The sequence below is a fragment of the Terrimonas ginsenosidimutans genome, from assembly GCF_022012415.1.
GTDB classification, from domain to species: domain Bacteria; phylum Bacteroidota; class Bacteroidia; order Chitinophagales; family Chitinophagaceae; genus Terrimonas_A; species Terrimonas_A ginsenosidimutans.
This window is the reverse complement of sequence record NZ_JAKLTR010000005.1, coordinates 207,848-227,051: the sequence shown is the minus strand read 5'-3', so window position 1 is coordinate 227,051 and position 19,204 is coordinate 207,848. Positions and strand designations below refer to the sequence as shown.

Below are 19,204 nucleotides of genomic sequence, written 5' to 3'. Positions count from 1 at the left end.
CATTACTTCACTTCACCTCTATGACAGAGTTCGCACCGCGCCATTCTGTTTCATAAGGCTTGCCTTCATGCTGACCAGCTTTTTTATCGCTGCGGGTGAATTCAAGATTGTATTTGCCAGGCCAGAGAGGTTTGAAGTTGGCAGTGCCAGTGCTGTCAGTAAACAGTTTTTTCGACCAGCCATTAGGTGCCACCACTTCCACTTCAGCTTTCGCAGCTGGTTTGCCATCGAGGAAAGCGCTGATCGAAACGGATTGATCTTTTTTGAAACCAGCTTTGCCATCTGCTGAAACTCCGATATTGCTGAATGGAAGGAGTGCAGCAGCAGCCGTTCCAACATGAACCAAAGCACTTGAGTTATAGTCGAGGCGGTTACCATGATAAACATCTTTTACCACATGATGCAGGCGAACGGCATAAACGCCGTCTTTATCAGGCGTAAATGTTGCGGAAAAATATTGTGGTTGTTGGGTTGGCGTGAGTTTGATCTCCTGTCCATCAGGAGTGGTGACGATCAGCGAAAAGCTTCGTGTATCCGAGAACCATTTAGAAGTAGGAGTTGCGGCTGCGTATCCTTCTGAGAATTCGCCAAAGAAAACGCGTATTTCCTGTGCGGTTCCTTTTTTACCGGTTGATGAAGTTTCGATCCAGAGTGCATGTGCAAATGTTTCGGAGAAGAAACAGCATAAGAGCAACGCGAGCAAGGAGAGTTTCCTGTTCATTTTTATGTTTTAGTCAGAGTGATATTTGTTCGATTGGCGGGCACACTCCCGAAAACTTTTGCCCAACTGCTCAAGGCGAAAGAAAACCAGGAATGGCCCTATTAGCTCAGTGTTTTTGTATCCAATGCAAAAGTAGGATGGTGCGAAATTTTGAAGATGCGGTATCGGGAAAAAGGGGTTGCGAAAGGCGAAACTTGACAGAGTTGTGACAGCCATGGTATGCCTAATACAGACTGGCGTAGAAGCAACCTGGCGAACGCAGCGGACCGCAGCGAGCGGCGGACTACAAACGATATAATTCTTTGCGTTCGCTGCGGTCCGCTGCGTTCGCCGCGTAACTTCTACGCCTCCCAAAACAAAACTGCCGACCAATGGCCGGCAGTTCCTTATATATTTTCTGTAATACTTATTCCACTACAACGATTCCTTTTGCAAGGAAGCTGATCTCTTTCTTAGGCTGAGTGATCGCATCGATCTCTGCCTTTGATTTCTTTGCATCTTCAGCGTAGTGCTTTTGCTCGTCAACAGAAACAGTTTTCACCTTAGCCGCACCATCGAGAATGATCGTTTTTCCTTTGATGGCTTCTGGCAGGAAGAATGCATAGTCTTTCATTTTCACGAAAGCTGTTGTAGAATCATTCACTTCCAGTTTCAACCAGCAGCCTTTTTTAGGGCAAACGTCCAGGACTTTCGCTTTGATCTTTGTATCGAAAGACTCTTTCTTATCGAGTTTTCCCGGGATCTCTGAAATACTGATCGCGCCGTCAGCAGATGTTTTTTCACCATACCATTCGCCTGGTTTTGCGTCACCAGCTGGTGGTTGAGCCATTGCGGCTGTTGCAGAAAGGGCTACTACGAAAAGAGAGAATATTTTTTTCATGATTTGAGGTTTAGAATGCAGACGCAAAAATAGATAATATGGATGGTAGTGTGCCATGGTTTGGTAAAAAGAAGTTCGAAATGCGGAAAGCTTGTATTCGACTGGCGTAGGCAGCATCGCAGAGTGCGCAAAGAACCGCCAGGGGCGCAAAGCTTAGCGATCCTTGCGGTTCTTTGCGCACTCTGCGATACCCTACGCCAGTCAATATTATTGAGGCATCAAAGGCTTGATAACAATCGGAGGTTCAGCAGACAACGAACGGAGGAATGCCACCAGGTCTTCCCGCTCCCGGCGGCTCAGGCCGAGCGGTTTGATCAACCTGTCAGTTTGCGGAAACAGGCTATCTGTTGAATTGGCCGGTTTTGATCCCGCCTGTGGCATACCCATATTGTACATGTTCATCAATGCATCCATATTGGTAAACAGCCCATTATGCATCCACGGTGCGGTTTTCATCACATCCCGGAGAGAAGGCGTTTTAAACCGGCCGACATCTTCTGCCTTATGCGTTACCGCGTACCGCCCCAGATCTTCCTGCGGCAATTGGTAATAAGTAAGGCCTATATTATGAAACTCCTGATCTGTAAACAACGGACCATTATGGCAACTCATGCAACCGGCTTTGGTCCGGAAGACATGCAGGCCACGCATGGCGGAATCATTCAACGCCTTTTTATCACCCATGAGAAATTTATCGAAGCTGCTGGGATTACCGACGAGCGTCCGCTGGAAAGTTGCAAGCGCTGTGGCCAGTGTTTCGGGAGAGATCTCTCCATTTTTAAATGCAGCCTGGAACATCGGTTTGTATCCCTTGATCCGCCGGAGTTTCATCATCACTTCGGACATATCGCTATGCATTTCCGTTTCGCTGTTGATTGGAGCAAATGCCTGATCTTCAAGGCTGTTGCTGCGTCCATCCCAGAAAAGTTTCTTCTGCGCCCAGACGTTCAGCAGTCCGGGGGAATTGCGTTTGTTGAGCTGGTCTTCGTGCCCGACTGATTTGGATCTTCCGTCTGCCCAGGAAAGTTCGGGGAGATGGCAGGTGGCACAGGCGATCTTGTTGCTGCCGCTTAGACGGGTGTCGAAGAAGAGAGTTTTGCCGAGGAGGATTAGGGGTTGTACTGAATCGAGATTTAGTGGGCTTTGCGGTAGCAGCCCGAGTTCGGTCCATTTAACAGAGGAGTCGATATTCGGGGCGGGCCATTGATCTGGCTGCAGGGAATAGAGGTAGCGAAGGGTGTCTTCGTAGGTGCCGGCGGGGATTTGCGAGCTGTTTCCGGATTTCTTTACGGATACGGAACAGGCGATGACGAAGCAGCTTAGCAAGGCAATGGTGAAGACCTTCTTCATGGGCTGCTAATATAGCAAAACTGGCGTAGGAGTATCGCGAAGAGCTCAAAGAAAACGCAGAGAACGCTAAGCTTTGCGCCCCTTGCGCTTTCTTTGCGCTCTTCGCGATACTACTATGCCAGCCGACATTAATATCACTTCACCCACTTCACTTTCTCTTCGATCGGGATCCGAGTTGCCGTCGTAGAAGGCACTGCCACATGTCCGATATAGAAAAAGCCCAGCAGCTTATCCTGCTCACCCAACCCGAAAAACTCTTTTGCTGATTCTTTGTACGTTACACCGCCCGATGTCCAGTATCCACCCAATCCGTAAGCGCTAACAGACAGGTAAATATTCTGCACCGCACATGCTACCGCTTCCACATCTTCAATCTCAGGAATTGGTTTAGACAATGTGCGCTTCATGCCGATCGCGATGATATGCGAAGCCTGCAGCGGTTGTTTCTTCAGCTTATTATACGTGATCTCTTTCAGATTCTCACCCGCTTCTTTCTTATACAGCTCACTCTGAAAATCCGCAAACTTCTGCAATCCATCACCAGAGAAAACAGTGAATTCCCATGGCTCGGTCTTGCCATGATTCGGAGCCCATGTTGCATTCGTGAGGATCTCTTTTATAATTGAGTCGTCAACTTTACGCGTACTATCAAACTGATCAGGGAATACTGAGCGGCGGCTTCTTGCCAGCGCGTTAAACATATCTGGAGTCATCTCTAAAAATTTTGACACGAAAGTACACGAATGGCCACGAATGATCGCGAATAGATTCCTATAGATTAGAAAAAGCTACTGTAACGAAGGATTAAAAAAGAAAAGCCCGGCCTTCGGGCCTGGACTTTCAAATTTTTTGAGGCATTCGCGTTGATTCGCGGCCATTCGTGAATATTCGTGTTGTTTTTTTAGTGCCGTCTTAAGACTAAGACCACACCTTTATGATCCACATTTTATGATATTCCTTCTTTCAAGAAAACAATTCGCAAAAGATGAAAGACTTCACCTCTATCCCCTCTTAGCTAGCTTTCGAACAACTTGATGAGTTCCAGTGATCTCAGTTCTGTATCAGCCGATTCCAGCATGGTATCGAAATCCCGTAATTCCCGCATGCTGAGAAGAAGTTTCATTCCATCGCAGGGCGTTGGGATCACGATGCAGCGGAGCGTTGGACTTTGTGCCGGCGATTGCTCCTCTTTGATGCGGCGAAGCCACCAGCGGAAATCCTCAAACTCCGAACGGCCAAACGTGACCATGAGGTTACCGTACCCAATCTGTATCTTCTCACATTCCGGGCATCGTACGACATAACCGGTATTGTCGTTATGATATAGGGTTTGGTAATGACACATCTTGTTTTCTTTTAGTAAAAGTGCAGTAAGAAAAACGAATTAGCTTACGATTTCCGCAAACACCGTTTACGCAATCAGAAAACTGACAGGTAGCTGACATTTCAGGCTGATCGTTACCTGATTTATGATTGGCGTAGGTTCCCGCGGATTACGCAGATTTTGGCCTTGCTATTGAAGGAAAGTATTTTGCTGTGCGGGCACATATCTATTTGAATGCGCAGATGACGCAGATCAGTCCCATATAGAAAGTTGATATCCGCGAAATCTGCGGGAACCTACACCTACACCAATCAAGCGCTCAGCATTTCAGGGAATACGGGAAGACTCGAGTGTGATATCCGCCCATTGCCAGGCTTTGGTAAAAGCTTCGTTAGTTTGTCTGGCTTCTTCGGATTTATTTTGCCCTTTGAGACTGTTGTAAAGTCCCTTAAGCGCCCAACCATTTGCAGGAAAGGTGACAAGATCTGCACGGTACACTTTTTCAGCTTCTCCAAATTGGCGGGCTTTAAGCAGCCAGTAGCCGAGTGAGAGTCGGACAGAAAAGAACCAGTCCGGTGGTTCCTGATACATGAGCCCATCTTCAATCGCAACGGCATTTTTCAGAGAAGCAATTGCCTGATCAGATTGCCCGTTTCTTCCCTGTATCTCTCCCTGTAATGTATGGTGGGCAATTTGTACAAGATCGAATGCATTGTTCATTTCCCAGATCGTGATCTTCTTCAATGATTCATCTTTCGTGATGTTATCGATTGCTTTTAATTCGAGTTTTGCATTTGACAGATTTTTTGTTGCGGCAAAAGCCATTCCGCGTGCATAATGCCAGATTGCATTTGCATAGAGCATACTATCAGCAGGCGCGGGTAATTGCAGGATCTCCTTCCATCTCCCTAATTGTACCAGCATGTAATAGGGAATGATCGCGAAATGCTGGATGCCACCAAACTGATGCATGAAATCTGCATTAGCTTTTCGAGCGATCATCCATGCAGCATCCATTGCTTTTTTGCTGTTGCCTTCGAGGAAAGCGCAGGCAGCAAGAAAGTGAATGTTATGTGGATAATACAACAATGGATAAGCGCCCTGCACTTTACATTGAGCGATGTAGGTACTGTCAGCTTCTGATGCCTGTTCATTTAACAAAACACCTTTGTGATATTCCCCGGTACGAATGTAAATATGAGAGGGCATGTGAACGATATGGCCGGCGGCTGGCATTAATGCTGCCAGTTTATCCGCATAAGGAGTGGCTCGTGCAGCATCACGCGATGCTTCTGTTGCATGAATATAATAGTGAATCGCACCGGGATGATCGGGATTTGCTTTCAGGGCTTCTTCGAGCGTGGCTAGGATGGCGGGCGTCCATGGTTGTGCGGTGCCGTCTTTCAACCAAAGATCCCAGGGGTGCATGTTCATCAATGCATCGGCATACAGCGTGGTGATCTCAGCATCATTGGGAAAATCTTCATGTGCTTTTTTCATAGCATCGACATACTGCGAGTAATACGGCGTCATGTCCTTTGCTTCTTCTTTAGGGAAACGTTTGGCGAGCGCATTGATCAATGCTTTTTCATTCCCGGAAATATGGTTGCTGTATTCAACGGCTTTGTTGATGGCGGCATTGATATCGGTCAGTTGAGTGGGATTTAGTGCGGCGTTATAGTTTGGACCGAGGATCATGGCGATACCCCAGTAAGCCATTGCCATTGTTGAGTCATGACGCAAGGCAGTTTTGAAAGAGCGGCCTGCTTCGCCGTGATTGAAACCGTACATTAAAGCAAGGCCCTGGTTAAAGAAGATGGCGGCTTTTTCGCTTTTTGTGGTGACGTGATAGTTCCATTTACCAAAGCCATCAAGAAGCGGAGCATTGGCATCTTGCATGGCGGTGGGGTCGAAGGTGGGGGAGCAATAAACGATAGAGCGGCGTTGTTCGTTTTTGGGGATTGCTGCATTTTCTTTTTTGCGCGAGATCACCACTCCGCTGAAAAGTCCGAGGGCAATAAGTAAAATTGTAATTCTCATTGATGATTTTTTTAAAATGAAAAGAACAATAGGGCCGATTTTGCAGGGTAGCGGGGTGGGAATAGGCGTCAAAGGTATTGTGGGTAACTGAACGGGGATGAGGCTCACTCAAAAAGAGGAGGCAGGTCAGTTATGTTAGACTGGCGTATAAGGAACGCGGCGGACACGGCGAACCGCAGCGGACGCAGCGAAAACAGCCACGATAAATATTGTTTTCGCCGCGGTTCGCCGTGTCCGCCGCGTTCCTTATATGCCAGCCAATAAAATGTACACTGACAAATTTGCCGACAGTTGTTTCTCGTCATTATTAGAAATTGCTGGTAATGCAGTCGCCCAACCGAAATGTACAGCGATTTTTATTCACCAAAATTTTACATAGAAGTGAAAAACTATCTGGAAAATTCGCATCCGAATTCCACCAGATTCTGTAAAAATCAACTTCAGAATATACTCTTTTTAGTCCTGCCAAAGACCTTTTTCCACAGAAAAAAACTATCCACATTTGTTAAGAAGTACCTCCGGGATTTTCCTGATTTAAAAACTACATTCGTTACAGTTCTACGATAATTCAGCCAACAAACAGACATTCTGTCTGACAGACCTGGCCCTCCTGATTTGACCACTATAGTGTTTATGAGGTGGTTTCCAAAAGATTAGGTGGATACCGGGTCAGCCATATGAAATTATTGTTAGGACAATTCCATAAAAAATAAGGTACTGCCGAAGCCGATCATTGACTTCACCCCATCAGGGTGTGGCCTTTTTGTCTCCCGCCGTGCCGCATTATATATAACTGATCAACCAACCGCTATGCAGAACGAAGAGGAAGTGCTGTTAAAGGAAAATAAAGACCGATTTGTGATCCTCCCGATCAACTATCCGAAGATCTGGGAACAGTACAAGAAACATGAAGCCAGCTTCTGGACTGCCGAGGAGATTGACCTGGGTGCCGACGCGAAAGACTGGGCTTCTCTGAATGACGGCGAGAGACACTTCATTTCCCATGTACTGGCATTCTTTGCAGCAAGTGACGGCATCGTGAACGAGAACCTGGCGGTGAACTTCATGAGCGAAGTCCAACTTCCGGAAGCGCGTTGCTTCTATGGCTTCCAGATCATGATGGAAAATATCCACTCAGAAACTTACGCATTACTGATCGATACCTATATCAAAGATCCAAAAGAAAAAGACCGACTGTTCCATGCGATCGATACCGTTCCTGCGGTAAAGAAAAAAGCGGAATGGGCACTGCGCTGGATCGAGAATGGTTCTTTTGCCGAAAGACTGGTTGCATTCGCAGCTGTGGAAGGCATCTTCTTCAGCGGAAGCTTCTGCTCTATCTTCTGGCTGAAGAAAAGAGGTTTGATGCCGGGGTTGACGTTCAGTAATGAGCTGATCAGCCGCGATGAAGGTTTGCATTGTGAGTTTGCCTGTCTGCTCTACAGCATGCTGAATAAAAAGATGAGCCAGGAAGAGGTATTTGCGATCATTGGTGATGCGGTGGCGATCGAAAAAGAATTCATAACTGAAGCATTGCCGGTGGCATTGATCGGAATGAATGCGAAGCTGATGCAACAATATATCGAGTTTGTTGCGGATCGTTGGTTGGGAGAACTCGGTTATCCGAAGATGTTCAATGCAACGAATCCGTTTGATTTCATGGAGATGATCTCACTGGAGGGTAAGACGAATTTCTTTGAGAAGAGAGTGGGAGATTATCAAAAAGCGGGGGTTCTTTCTAATAAGGAAGACCAGGCTTTTTCTACGGAGGAAGATTTCTAGATCGACTGGCGTGGAAGGAACGCGGCGGACGCAGCGGATCGCGGCGATCGCGGCGAAATACAGTAAGTCAGGATCTTCGATAAAAAAATCAATGATGAAAGTTCTTAAGGTTATGAGGTTAACGTTGCGCTCGCCGCGGTTCGCCGCGTCCGCCGCGCTCCTCTACGCCAATCGAATATAAAATCTGCAGCTGAACTAACTGCTTTTCGTGCTGCTCAATATCCCATCAAGAAACCACATCGCCAAAGGCGAATCCAAAAATCCAAAGAAAGCCTGCAAAGGCAATGGCCTTTTGTAAATCGACCTGGAAAAGGAATCTGAAGGACAATCCGTTTTTTTTCCATTTGAAATACAAGAACCCTGATCTGCTTTTTCATTATTTGAAAAAGTGAATCATCAGCATCTTCATCAGTGAACGAACATATCAGTTGATTTGAAGTTATGCTTTGTTAAACATCTGAAAATGATGTTTTCCGGAATAAGAATTGTATAAAGACGACACTACTAACCTATATAAATATATCTGCTATGCAAGTAATCAAAAGAGACGGAAAAAAGGAGAGCGTGAAATTCGACAAGATCACCGCTCGTATAGAAAAGCTATGTTACGGCCTGGACAGAAGATTCGTAAACTCAATTGATGTAGCAAAGAAAGTGATCGAAGGATTGTATGATGGCGTGACCACTACAGAACTCGATAACCTCGCTGCGGAAACAGCTGCTTCCCTTACGGTGAAGCACCCTGACTATGCATTGCTCGCAAGCCGCATCGCGGTGAGCAACCTGCACAAGAACACAACCAAGAGCTTTTCCAAAACAATGAAAGCGCTCTATGATTGTGTGGATGAAAAATCCGGTAAGTATTCCCCACTCCTGTCTGACGAAGTATGGCAGATCATCCAGGACAATGACGAGCTGCTGGATTCTACCATCATCTATGACCGTGACTACGGATTTGATTACTTCGGTTTCAAAACGCTGGAAAAATCTTACCTGCTGAAACTCGAGGGTAAAGTAGCAGAACGCCCACAGCACATGTTCATGCGTGTCGCGATCGGTATCCACAGAAACGATATCGAGTCTGCGATCAAAACATACAACCTCATGAGCGAGCGTTGGTTCACACACGCGACACCAACATTGTTCAATGCAGGTACACCTAAACCTCAGATGTCATCCTGCTTCCTTCTCACCATGAAAGAAGACAGCATTGACGGTATCTATGATACGCTGAAACAAACGGCTAAAATTTCCCAAAGTGCCGGCGGGATCGGTCTGGCGATCAGTGGCATCCGTGCTACTGGTAGTTATATCGGCGGTACGAACGGCACCAGCAATGGTATCATCCCGATGCTGCGTGTTTATAATGACACAGCGCGTTATGTAGATCAGGGCGGTGGCAAACGCAAGGGTGCGTTCGCTGTTTACCTCGAGCCATGGCATGCTGACGTGTTCGAGTTCCTCGATCTCCGTAAGAACCACGGTAAGGAAGAAATGCGTGCACGTGATCTGTTCTATGCACTCTGGATCCCTGATCTGTTCATGAAACGTGTTGAAGAAGATGGCAACTGGAGCCTATTCTGCCCTAACGAAGCGCCAGGCATGCATGAGTGCTGGGGTGAAGAATTCGAAGCATTGTATCACAAATACGAAGCAGAAGGACGTGCCCGCAAAACGGTGAAAGCACAGGAACTGTGGTTCGCGATCCTCGATGCACAGATCGAAACCGGTACGCCTTACCTGCTGTATAAAGATTCAGCGAACCGTAAGAGCAACCAGCAGAATCTCGGAACGATCAAAAGTTCTAACCTCTGCACAGAGATCATCGAATATACATCACCTGATGAAGTAGCGGTTTGTAACCTCGCTTCATTGGCATTGCCACGATATGTAGTGAATGGCAAATTCGATCACGATAAACTGTATGAAGTAACTTACGAGGTTACGAAGAACCTGAATAAGATCATCGACGGCAACTACTACCCTGTTGATGAAGCGCGCAACTCTAACATGCGTCACCGTCCGATCGGACTCGGCGTGCAAGGTCTGGCGGATGTTTTCATCCTGATGCGTTTGCCATTCGAGAGTGACGAAGCAAAACAGCTGAACAAAGAGATCTTCGAAACGATCTACTTCGCAGCGATGACAGCAAGTAAAGACCTCGCAAAAGTGGATGGTCCTTACGAAACGTTTGCAGGTTCTCCTGTATCAAAAGGGATTTTCCAGTTTGATATGTGGGATGTTGAACCCACGCTGCGTTGGGATTGGTACACGCTGAAAGCGGAAGTGCTGAAGCATGGTGTACGCAACTCATTGCTGGTGGCGCCGATGCCTACGGCATCTACATCACAGATCCTTGGCAACAACGAGTGCTTCGAGCCATATACGTCGAACATTTATGTTCGTCGCGTATTGAGTGGTGAGTTCGTGGTGGTGAACAAACACCTGTTGAAAGATCTCGTTGACCTGAACCTGTGGACAGATGAAATGAAGAATGCGATCATTTCGAATAATGGTTCTATTCAGAAGATCAATGCGATCCCTGATCATATCAAAGAGATCTATAAAACAGTTTGGGAGATCAAACAACGTGCGATCATTGATATGGCGGCAGACCGTGGAGCATACATTTGCCAGTCGCAGTCGCTGAACCTGTTTGTTGATGCGCCTACTGCGGGTAAACTGACTTCTATGCATTTCTATGGCTGGAAGAAAGGTTTGAAAACAGGTATGTATTACCTGCGTACGAAAGCGGCTTCACAGGCGGTACAGTTCACGGTGGAGAAACAAGGCGGCAAATCTGTTGAGCCATTGATCGATAACAAAACGAATACTTCGATCAGTTCGGAAGGTAAAGCGGGTGATGCGGCGGTAGCTGCAGCGGCGGCGAATATTGAACCGACGTTTACGGAGGGAGCGGTTTGTACGATGCAGGATGGTTGTATCTCCTGCGGCTCGTAATGCGAATAGAGCACGAATGATCGCCAATAGACGCGAATCGCGAATGGGTCGTTTGTGATGGAAGATGATTTTAACCTGGACGTTAAATATATAGAGTGTGTTGCGAAAGCGGCACGCTCTTTTTTATTGTACGCGAATGAGCGCGAATGGCCGCGAAGGAACGCGAATGGGTCGATGATGAAATGAGGTTCCAATACTAAGCGGTTATGTGTAGACTGTGTCTACACATCGGTTTCGTAGAAGCCGTCCGTTTTCGGATTACGGGATGTAGTGGATGGAGTTGAAGATTACTGTCGCATAAAACGCTTCTTGCTGCTTTAATCATGGAGGCGCCATGTTGGCACCTCCATGATGATACGTGTTCTGTTTTCTCAGTTGCTTAGACTTTATTCTAAAAATATAGCTTGAAATAATTTTCCGATGAAAAAAACGATAAAATCGGGTAAAAAACATGGCGGTTATACGTGTTAGCTTATTACGCTTGCAATAGCTTAGCGTATAATTGCATAGTGAGAATGGTACGGAATGTAAAAATCGATTTTGACAACAGGTATGGGTTATGTCAGATCACGGAAGATTTTCGGAACAGTGAGTTTACGACTGTATTGAGAGATGGAAAGATAGTTCCGGTATATATACAAATAAGCAATGAGGTGCATGAGTTGATGCCTGATGTTTATAATATGGCCTTCGGACCACTTAAAGGAAACAGAATAGATGATAAGGCCGAGTTAGCTCATTTTGATCATTCAAAAGTCTTTTCTACGATACTTTTCAATGCATGGAATTACCTGCTAGAAAATCCAACGCATTCGGTTGGATTTGATGGATCAGATTACCGTAGGGCGCGTTTGTATTATCAGATTTTACAGAGAAACTTTGATTATCTCAATGAGCGACTCATACTGTCGGGATTAAAGTACTATGTAAGAATAACCCGTTTCGGCAAGACACAATATAATAATCCGTTTGATTTTGCAGACATAATACCGGGTATTGTCCCTATCGGAAAGGACATTGACCTTCCCTGGGACCTCATGTTCAACTACTTTATTTTTAAATTGAAAAATTAAACCTTTAAACTATGAATGAAGAATCTTTAAAGAAGGCTAGAGAGGAATTAAAGAAGAAAGCGCAAGAGTGCAAAGGGAATGGTATGAAATGGCCAAAGGGAAGCGTGACGGGATCTTCGCTGCATCAGATAATCCGGACGCCTGAACAGGCGAAGCGGTTTATGAAGATGTTAAATAATGCGCATAGGGAGGCTGAATGATTTCAATAGCATTTCGCTAAGGAGTATACCCGATAGCATACAATTTATTTGAGCCTATCGGGTTTTATTTTTTTGACGCTGTATAGGGCGTGGGAATGCTTATTCAACATACATTCTACATGCTTTACAATTTCCATCACCCTTCCCGCTTCAGATCGTGCAACAGCCCACGGTTTCAACCGTGGGACGAGGGAATGTTCGATCATTCTTATACCCATCGGAAATCTTCGCCCACGATTGAAATCCAATGTCGTTTAGTTTAGGCTAAGGAACGCGGCGGACGCGGCGATCTGCGGCGGACGCAGCGAAAACAGCCATGGAACATCTTCTATTTTCGCCGCGTCCGCCGCGTTCCTTCGGGGCTAGCAGATGTTCATCGAACATACATTATAAATGCATCTTCAACTTCAATCACCGTTCCCGCTTTCAGATCGTGCAACCGCCCACGGTTTCAACCGTGGGAAGAGGGAATGTTCGATCATTCTTATACCCATCGGAAATCTCCGCCACCCGCCCGCCAGGATTGAAATCCTGGGCTACAAACATCGATCGAACATCCTCTACATATTATTCCTCACCGGAAACAACCCCTCATCCACCTCTGTTCCCTGACCCGCTACCATACACCATACTCCTCCACTCTTATGATAAACCTCCAGGCGTCTCACCTTCAAGGCCACGTCCTTCCCATCCACCACCAGCGACACATCCGCCACAAAATTCACGACGGCCGACGTTCCATCATAAACCCGCACCACCTCACTGCCCGGAATGATCCGCATCGATTTAAAGACCAGTTTCAGCTTTTTTTGCACTTCTATCCACTCCTTACGTGAAAAAGAGATATCGCCTTTGGGTCCCACCGCGATGAAATCGCCGCAACTTTTATCTCCACCCTCTGCACCTTTATGCAATAGCGCTAATATCTCCCGGCGCTGGTCGGGATAACTTGTGGTATCTATCTGTGCAGACCCACTTGCGGCCATAAAAGCCAAAAAGAAAAACAGTGATAAATGTTTCATAGCTGATTTGTTTTCGCAAACGTACCATCAACATATCCGCTAATTCAGTTAATTCGCTGTGATGACCTTTTTTCAAAGCAGAAACCCACCAGCATCAGCCAGTGACGTTCAGCGACGACGAACGGATCTGATATCACTCAAAAGCCTGTTTGCCGAATAAAATCACTGCCGCAACCGCTCAAATCATCTGATGTTGTATATTGAACAAAATCACGCTGATTTGCCCGCTTTACCCTTTATATTTTCCAATGAATCCCGGTGGAAATGGATCCGGCACCTGAGCTTCTGGATCGTATGGCTGCTATTCCAGTTATTCCTGTATTCATTCACGCCTTCCCCGGTATTGAGTCAACAGAATTTCTGGACAAGGATCTATCTCACATTGCCTGAAACGGTACTTTACCTGGTCCCGCAATTATTCCTTGCCTATTCGCTGATGTACGGTGTGATCACTAAACTCGTGATCCCGGGAAGATACATTACAGCCATGTTCGCGACGATTGTGTTGATTCTGGCGACAGCGTTGTTATCAGCACTGATGTCAATCACTGTAGTAGATCAAGTGAGATTTGCAATGACCCGCTCGATCTCGCCAGTGATCGCGCAGCATCCCACCACACCGCGTTCGATCTCTATCGGAGTGGCAATGCTGGCTGGATTACGCGGCGCCGTAACCATCGGCGGAATTGCCGCAGCCATCAAACTGATGAAATGCTTTTATGAAAAACAGCAGGCAGCCCTGACATTGGAAAAGGAAAAGATCAATGCCGAATTGCAGATGCTGAAAGCACAACTGCATCCGCATTTCCTGTTCAACACGCTGAACAATATTTACTCTTTAACACAGGACGTATCAATCAAAGCCTCCGGCATGATCATGCGGCTTTCAGGAATGCTGAGATATATGCTGTACGAAGGCAGTAAGGCATCCGTTCCGCTGAACAAAGAACTGCAGATGATCAATGACTATATTCAGCTCGAGGCGATCCGCTATGACAAATCCCTTGAGTTAAGCATAGCTATTCCGGATAATACCAACGCCGCGATAGCTCCATTGATACTGTTGCCTTTCGTAGAGAATGCCTTTAAACACGGCGCAAGTAAAATGATCGAACAACCATGGATCAGTCTCACCATTGAAATGAATGGAAATCATTTATCAATGAAACTAATCAATGGGAAAGACAACAACAAGCCCGACACTGAACCGGGAATCGGCATCGCCAATGCCCGTAAGCGGCTCGGCTTACTTTACCCGCAAAAACATAATTTGCAGATCAGCGAAGAAGAGGAAATGTTTTTTGTTCATCTGAAAATCGAACTCAGCGATGCCAGTCTTACATAACCGGATATATAACTGCCTCATCGTAGATGATGAGCCGCTTGCGCGGGAAGTGATCCGCCGGTACATACAACAGTTACCGATGCTGGCGATCGCCGGAGAATGCTCCAATGCTGTTGAAGCGATCGTAAGATTAAAGCAACAACCCATAGACCTGTTATTTCTCGATATCCAGATGCCCAAGATCTCCGGCATCGAGTTGATCAAAAGCATTTCATCCTTACCAAAAATCATTTTAACCACCGCATTTGAACAATATGCACTTCAGGCATTCGATCTGGATGTTACAGACTACCTGCTGAAGCCTGTTCAATTTGAACGCTTCCTGAAAGCAGTGATGAAAGCATTACCTTCAAATGATACAGCTGCTACGGAATCATCACTTGTTACGAATGCTGATCCACTTAACGAACCGCCGTTTCTGTATTTCCGTGCCGAACGGAAAATGATGAAAGTATACCTGGATAAGATCCTTTATATAGAAAGCCTGAAAGATTATATAAAGATCCGGACTACTGATGGTGACGTGATCACAAAATATTCAATGGCGGCGCTTGAGGCTGTGTTGCCTGATAAGCGTTTTATTCGTATACACCGTTCGTTCATTGCGGGCATCGATAAAGTCAATTCGTTCACATCGGAGCAGATAGAGATCGGAGGCGTTAAATTGCCGGTTGGGAAGTTATACAGGATGCAGGTGTTAAAGATGTTGCAGGGTTTGTGAAATGGAAGAGGACGGTTGGGGATACTCTTTTTCTGCTTGGGTGCATCTTTTTAATTGACCTGCGTAGGTTCCCGCTGATCAGAAAACACCATCCCACTTCCAGCTAAACCGCCGGACTCAACGCCTCCTTACTATACCTATTCCTATACTGCATTGGCGACATCCCCGTTACCCTTCTAAACACCTCCCTGAACGCCTTCACATCCGTATACCCCACCTCAAACATCACTTCACTGATCGTCTTTCGATTCGTTTCAAACGCCTTCTTCGCTGCTTCCACTTTCACCCGCTGCGCATATTCCACCGGCGTATTACCGGTTGCCTTAATAAACCGTCTGTCAAAGTTGCGACGGCCCACAGAGAATTTTGAAGATAATGATTCCATTGAGATCCTTTCCTGTACATTCTTCTCTATATATTCCTGCGCCTGCCTGATCACCTCATCATCATGTTCTTTCTGCCCTTTAAATATAATGAACGAAGATTGTGAATGCCTGTCTATCTCGATCTGAAATACTTTCGAACAAAACACCGCTGTCTTCCTGTCAAAATATTTCTCTACGAGATAAATGATCAGGTTCAAAAACGAATATGCTCCTCCATTGGTGTAAATCCCATTTTGATCGGTGATGATCTTATCTTCCTGCAGATCGATCTCCGGAAACATTGTTCGGAATGTATTCGCAAAGGCCCAATGCGTAGAACATGTTCTGTTAGTCAGCAATCCAGATGCTGCCAGCAAAAACGCACCGGTGCAAATACTCGCCACCTCCGCTCCGTTTTTATACTGCTCATCGATCCAGCGGATCAAGGCTGCATTTTTCTCTATCGTTTGCTGATAATTATGATTCAACGAAGGAATAATAATAAGATCGGTACGCAATACCGATGACAATAACACCTGCGGCTTCACCGTGAACAATCCACCATGAAACGCCACTTCTTCCCTCACCCCTACCAACTGGATCTTATAAAGATCCCGGCCGCCATTCTCCATGAAATATGCATTCGCCCGCGTAAGGATCTTATACGCTCCCACAATACTGCTCAGGTTGTTCTCACCGTCAGGCACAAGTATGGAGATATGTTTCATCTTTTATTTAAAGATACTGATCTGAGCTGTCCAAATCAACCCGCGAGATTGTCCATTTTACACAGCACCAAAGTCAGGAACAGACAATAATTTTGAGAAAAATCATTCAACCATGGCAGATATCTTACACAAAGTCGGGATCAGATCAGCATCGATCGATCAGGTTTACAAGGCATTGACTACCCAGGACGGTCTTGCCGGCTGGTGGACTTCCAATACAAAAGGAGAAGGAGATAAAGTCGGAAATATCATCCAGTTCCGTTTCGGCGCTGGTGGATTTGATATGCGGGTCACGGAACTGAATGCACCAACACTGGTGAAATGGGAATTGGCGGAAGGGCCCGAAGAGTGGATGCCCACGACTATTCAATTTGAGTTAAAGGAAGATGGTGAATATGTGATCGTACTCTTCAAACATTTGAACTGGAAAGAACCGGTTGAGTTCATGCATCATTGCAGTACGAAGTGGGCGATCTTTCTGATGAGTTTGAAATCATTCATAGAAACAGGGAAAGGAAACCCCGATCCGTATGATGTGAAGATCGATAACTGGAATTGATGTTTCCTGATCTTCCGGGGCGGGAGGGGCAAACCAACGGTTGATACAATCTACTGCGAGCCAGGGCCCGGGCTTATCGTAGCTTAAAGAATCTTCCTAAGAGAAATTCCCGGCTTTTTTCGGGATGTATCAAACTGCGGAATCCGGCGATCGGCGATCGGTCATCGGCCATCGGTCATCGTCCATCGGCCATCGGCCATCTCACAAACCGCGTCCCTTGACATCACGTCCCCCGCCACCTCTCTAACGCCTCATAAAATCCATCCCTGTATTTATCTCCAATACCAATCTCTTTATCACCAATCAATATACGGCTTCGCTTCACACTACTAATATGTCGTAACCCAATAATGAAAGACCTGTGCACCCGCTGAAAATATTTCACCGGCAACTGATCTTCCACCGCTTTGAGTGTTTGAAGAGTCAGGATCCTGCCATCAACCGTCTGCAATGCCACATAATTCTGCAGGCTTTCCGCATATTGCAATTCTGCCAGGTTGATCCGCTGAATGCGATACTCTGTTTTTACAAACAAAAAATCGTTCGTTTCGCTGATAATATTTTGAACGGCCTGGTTACCAGTTACCGCTCCTGCCTGCTTCAGTGCTTTTTCCGCTGCTCGGTAAAACCGGTCAAAAGCGATCGGCTTGAGCAGGTAATCGACCACATCATATTCGTATCCGGCCAGCGCATAGTCTGAATACGCTGTTGTAAGGATAAACATACATTCTTTAGGACAAAGTCTGATGAACTGCAGACCAGTCAGCTCCGGCATCTGTATATCCAGGAATACAAGATCCACTCTCTTTTTACGGACAATATCCAGTCCTTCCACAGGATTTGTTGTGCTTCCAACCAGTTCCAGGAAAGATGTTTTACTGACATAGTCTGCCAGCACATCGATCGCGAGCGGCTTATCATCGACTATCAAACATTTTAATGTCATGATCCTAACTGGATTTTTAGATATACGGAATAGCGTTCCTGTTCGCTGATGATCAGTTCATGTTTTCCGGGATATATCAGTTCGAGCCGGCGTTTTATATTACTCAATCCTATCCCACTTGTCTGATCTTTCTGAGTTCCGGATACTACTGTTGAATTCGACACGGAGAATTCAACCTGCTGATTGGAGGCTTTTAGCTGTATACATACCGGTTTATCAGGGTCGTTCAAAACACCATGCTTGAATGCGTTTTCAACAAACGCCACAAACAATAGCGGAGCCACTTCCTGCCCGCCAACATATCCTTCGATCTCAAAACTGATATTCGCAAGCCCTTTTGAACCGATCCGTTGCAACTCAACCAAATCATTCAGGTATTCCACTTCATGATGAAGCGGCACTTTATCACGCGCTCCTTCATAAAGCATATAACGAAGGATCTTCGACAGCTTCAACAATGCCACCGGAGCTTCATCCGATTTCTGATACGTCAGTGAATAGATATCGTTGATCGTATTGAACAGGAAATGCGGATTGATCTGCGAACGGAGAAATGCAAGTTCCGTACTCAGCTTCTCGCGCTGCAAAGCTTCCTGCCTGTTCCGGTTACGGATCCAGTTCTCGGCAGAGAAATACAGCAGACCATAAACAAAATACTTGGGAAAATAATACCAGAAAATATTGCTCACATAATAGCTGACTGATACATTATTTCCCTTGTAATTATCAAAGCCCAGCACGGGTTTAAAAAACCAGAATTCAAGAAGGTATCGCCAACCTGTCATCAAGAATAACAGTACTGCCGTCATCAGAAGGGCTTTGAGATAATTCTTACGAAGGAACAGTGCCGGTGATACCAGGAAATAGCTGCCATAAAAACAAAGTATCATGATTGAATTATACCCTGCGACAAGCATAATGTCCTTAAAGATCACAGCACTATCGATGACCGTATTATGTGCACGGGTGGCCGCAATGGAATTGATCACGTTATTTGTTATCAGCAATGTCCAGAATAAGATATGTAATCCAACGATGTACTTCCGCTTCATCCGGTAAAGATATCACGCAGAAGTCTCATCTCGCCCGGAGCCCGCATTTTCATTGACGAAAAGGCAAATCATATTGACTAAACGCCTGTCCCTTGTTTGATCAGCAAAAAAACGTTTTACATCAATCAGTTTTCT

17 protein-coding genes are annotated in these 19,204 nt (G+C 45.9%); 7 read left to right on the top strand and 10 right to left on the bottom strand.

Features of this window, described 5'->3' with window-relative positions:
- Positions 1-7 precede the first annotated feature (7 nt).
- The 6 genes from LZZ85_RS09925 to LZZ85_RS09900 form a co-directional block, all read right to left on the bottom strand.
- Complete coding sequence (locus tag LZZ85_RS09925) at positions 8-721, bottom strand: DUF4198 domain-containing protein (protein ID WP_237871173.1); 714 nt, start codon at positions 719-721, stop codon at positions 8-10.
- 406 nt (positions 722-1,127) lie between these two features.
- Entirely contained in the window at positions 1,128-1,601 is a 474-nt protein-coding gene (locus tag LZZ85_RS09920) for a DUF4920 domain-containing protein (RefSeq protein WP_237871171.1), read from the bottom strand.
- Between the two features lie 207 nt (positions 1,602-1,808).
- Positions 1,809-2,951 (bottom strand): cytochrome-c peroxidase, encoded by a 1,143-nt coding sequence (locus tag LZZ85_RS09915; RefSeq protein WP_237871168.1) that lies wholly within the window; start codon positions 2,949-2,951, stop codon positions 1,809-1,811.
- A gap of 134 nt (positions 2,952-3,085) precedes the next feature.
- Complete coding sequence (locus LZZ85_RS09910; RefSeq protein ID WP_237871166.1) at positions 3,086-3,664, bottom strand: nitroreductase family protein; 579 nt, start codon at positions 3,662-3,664, stop codon at positions 3,086-3,088.
- 302 nt (positions 3,665-3,966) lie between these two features.
- On the bottom strand, positions 3,967-4,296 hold the full coding sequence (locus LZZ85_RS09905; protein WP_237871164.1) for a DUF6686 family protein: 330 nt from the start codon (positions 4,294-4,296) through the stop codon (positions 3,967-3,969).
- A gap of 306 nt (positions 4,297-4,602) precedes the next feature.
- Positions 4,603-6,315: a tetratricopeptide repeat protein gene (locus LZZ85_RS09900; RefSeq protein WP_237871162.1), complete on the bottom strand. Its 1,713-nt coding sequence runs from the start codon at positions 6,313-6,315 to the stop codon at positions 4,603-4,605.
- Between the two features lie 810 nt (positions 6,316-7,125).
- On the opposite strand from LZZ85_RS09900, the gene LZZ85_RS09895 reads away from it, so the two are divergent.
- The 4 genes from LZZ85_RS09895 to LZZ85_RS09880 all read left to right on the top strand — a co-directional run bounded on the left by LZZ85_RS09895 (position 7,126) and on the right by LZZ85_RS09880 (position 12,331).
- On the top strand, positions 7,126-8,097 hold the full coding sequence (locus LZZ85_RS09895; RefSeq protein ID WP_237871160.1) for a ribonucleoside-diphosphate reductase small subunit: 972 nt from the start codon (positions 7,126-7,128) through the stop codon (positions 8,095-8,097).
- Between the two features lie 528 nt (positions 8,098-8,625).
- Positions 8,626-11,058 (top strand): ribonucleoside-diphosphate reductase subunit alpha, encoded by a 2,433-nt coding sequence (locus tag LZZ85_RS09890; protein ID WP_237871158.1) that lies wholly within the window; start codon positions 8,626-8,628, stop codon positions 11,056-11,058.
- A gap of 515 nt (positions 11,059-11,573) precedes the next feature.
- Positions 11,574-12,131, top strand: a complete 558-nt coding sequence (locus LZZ85_RS09885; RefSeq protein WP_237871156.1) for a DUF6934 family protein — start codon at positions 11,574-11,576, stop codon at positions 12,129-12,131.
- An 11-nt stretch (positions 12,132-12,142) separates the two neighbouring features.
- On the top strand, positions 12,143-12,331 hold the full coding sequence (locus tag LZZ85_RS09880) for a hypothetical protein (protein ID WP_237871154.1): 189 nt from the start codon (positions 12,143-12,145) through the stop codon (positions 12,329-12,331).
- Positions 12,332-12,891: 560 nt separating this feature from the next.
- On the opposite strand, the gene LZZ85_RS09875 is transcribed toward LZZ85_RS09880, so the two are convergent.
- Entirely contained in the window at positions 12,892-13,353 is a 462-nt protein-coding gene (locus tag LZZ85_RS09875; RefSeq protein ID WP_237871152.1) for a nuclear transport factor 2 family protein, read from the bottom strand.
- 220 nt (positions 13,354-13,573) lie between these two features.
- Here LZZ85_RS09875 and LZZ85_RS09870 point away from each other — a divergent pair, with 220 nt between their 5' ends.
- Both LZZ85_RS09870 and LZZ85_RS09865 read left to right on the top strand, forming a co-directional pair.
- Positions 13,574-14,698, top strand: coding sequence for a sensor histidine kinase (locus LZZ85_RS09870; RefSeq protein WP_237871150.1), 1,125 nt, complete (start codon positions 13,574-13,576; stop codon positions 14,696-14,698).
- Positions 14,682-15,419 (top strand): LytR/AlgR family response regulator transcription factor, encoded by a 738-nt coding sequence (locus LZZ85_RS09865; RefSeq protein ID WP_237871148.1) that lies wholly within the window; start codon positions 14,682-14,684, stop codon positions 15,417-15,419. Before LZZ85_RS09870 ends, LZZ85_RS09865 begins: the two co-directional genes overlap by 17 nt.
- Before the next feature lie 103 nt (positions 15,420-15,522).
- Here the strand turns inward: LZZ85_RS09865 and LZZ85_RS09860 are convergent, their stop codons facing one another.
- Positions 15,523-16,512: a GlxA family transcriptional regulator gene (locus LZZ85_RS09860; RefSeq protein WP_237871146.1), complete on the bottom strand. Its 990-nt coding sequence runs from the start codon at positions 16,510-16,512 to the stop codon at positions 15,523-15,525.
- A 112-nt stretch (positions 16,513-16,624) separates the two neighbouring features.
- On the opposite strand from LZZ85_RS09860, the gene LZZ85_RS09855 reads away from it, so the two are divergent.
- On the top strand, positions 16,625-17,071 hold the full coding sequence (locus LZZ85_RS09855; protein ID WP_237871143.1) for an SRPBCC family protein: 447 nt from the start codon (positions 16,625-16,627) through the stop codon (positions 17,069-17,071).
- 223 nt (positions 17,072-17,294) lie between these two features.
- Here LZZ85_RS09855 and LZZ85_RS09850 read toward each other — a convergent pair whose 3' ends face one another.
- Together LZZ85_RS09850 and LZZ85_RS09845 are read right to left on the bottom strand one after the other, a co-directional pair.
- Complete coding sequence (locus LZZ85_RS09850) at positions 17,295-18,017, bottom strand: LytR/AlgR family response regulator transcription factor (protein ID WP_237871141.1); 723 nt, start codon at positions 18,015-18,017, stop codon at positions 17,295-17,297.
- On the bottom strand, positions 18,014-19,069 hold the full coding sequence (locus LZZ85_RS09845) for a sensor histidine kinase (RefSeq protein ID WP_237871139.1): 1,056 nt from the start codon (positions 19,067-19,069) through the stop codon (positions 18,014-18,016). The genes LZZ85_RS09850 and LZZ85_RS09845 overlap by 4 nt, the downstream gene beginning before the upstream one ends.
- Positions 19,070-19,204 lie beyond the last annotated feature (135 nt).

What these genes read in the sequence shown, in the direction of transcription:
- LZZ85_RS09920 (WP_237871171.1), bottom strand. Translation starts at nt 1,601, where the DNA reads ATGAAAAAAATATTCTCTCTTTTCGTAGTAGCCCTTTCTGCAACAGCC.
- LZZ85_RS09855 (WP_237871143.1), top strand. Translation starts at nt 16,625, where the DNA reads ATGGCAGATATCTTACACAAAGTCGGGATCAGATCAGCATCGATCGAT.
- LZZ85_RS09905 (WP_237871164.1), bottom strand. Translation starts at nt 4,296, where the DNA reads ATGTGTCATTACCAAACCCTATATCATAACGACAATACCGGTTATGTC.
- LZZ85_RS09890 (WP_237871158.1), top strand. Translation starts at nt 8,626, where the DNA reads ATGCAAGTAATCAAAAGAGACGGAAAAAAGGAGAGCGTGAAATTCGAC.
- LZZ85_RS09875 (WP_237871152.1), bottom strand. Translation starts at nt 13,353, where the DNA reads ATGAAACATTTATCACTGTTTTTCTTTTTGGCTTTTATGGCCGCAAGT.
- LZZ85_RS09915 (WP_237871168.1), bottom strand. Translation starts at nt 2,951, where the DNA reads ATGAAGAAGGTCTTCACCATTGCCTTGCTAAGCTGCTTCGTCATCGCC.
- LZZ85_RS09845 (WP_237871139.1), bottom strand. Translation starts at nt 19,069, where the DNA reads ATGAAGCGGAAGTACATCGTTGGATTACATATCTTATTCTGGACATTG.
- LZZ85_RS09910 (WP_237871166.1), bottom strand. Translation starts at nt 3,664, where the DNA reads ATGACTCCAGATATGTTTAACGCGCTGGCAAGAAGCCGCCGCTCAGTA.
- LZZ85_RS09880 (WP_237871154.1), top strand. Translation starts at nt 12,143, where the DNA reads ATGAATGAAGAATCTTTAAAGAAGGCTAGAGAGGAATTAAAGAAGAAA.
- LZZ85_RS09885 (WP_237871156.1), top strand. Translation starts at nt 11,574, where the DNA reads ATGGTACGGAATGTAAAAATCGATTTTGACAACAGGTATGGGTTATGT.
- LZZ85_RS09865 (WP_237871148.1), top strand. Translation starts at nt 14,682, where the DNA reads ATGCCAGTCTTACATAACCGGATATATAACTGCCTCATCGTAGATGAT.
- LZZ85_RS09925 (WP_237871173.1), bottom strand. Translation starts at nt 721, where the DNA reads ATGAACAGGAAACTCTCCTTGCTCGCGTTGCTCTTATGCTGTTTCTTC.
- LZZ85_RS09900 (WP_237871162.1), bottom strand. Translation starts at nt 6,315, where the DNA reads ATGAGAATTACAATTTTACTTATTGCCCTCGGACTTTTCAGCGGAGTG.
- LZZ85_RS09850 (WP_237871141.1), bottom strand. Translation starts at nt 18,017, where the DNA reads ATGACATTAAAATGTTTGATAGTCGATGATAAGCCGCTCGCGATCGAT.
- LZZ85_RS09860 (WP_237871146.1), bottom strand. Translation starts at nt 16,512, where the DNA reads ATGAAACATATCTCCATACTTGTGCCTGACGGTGAGAACAACCTGAGC.
- LZZ85_RS09895 (WP_237871160.1), top strand. Translation starts at nt 7,126, where the DNA reads ATGCAGAACGAAGAGGAAGTGCTGTTAAAGGAAAATAAAGACCGATTT.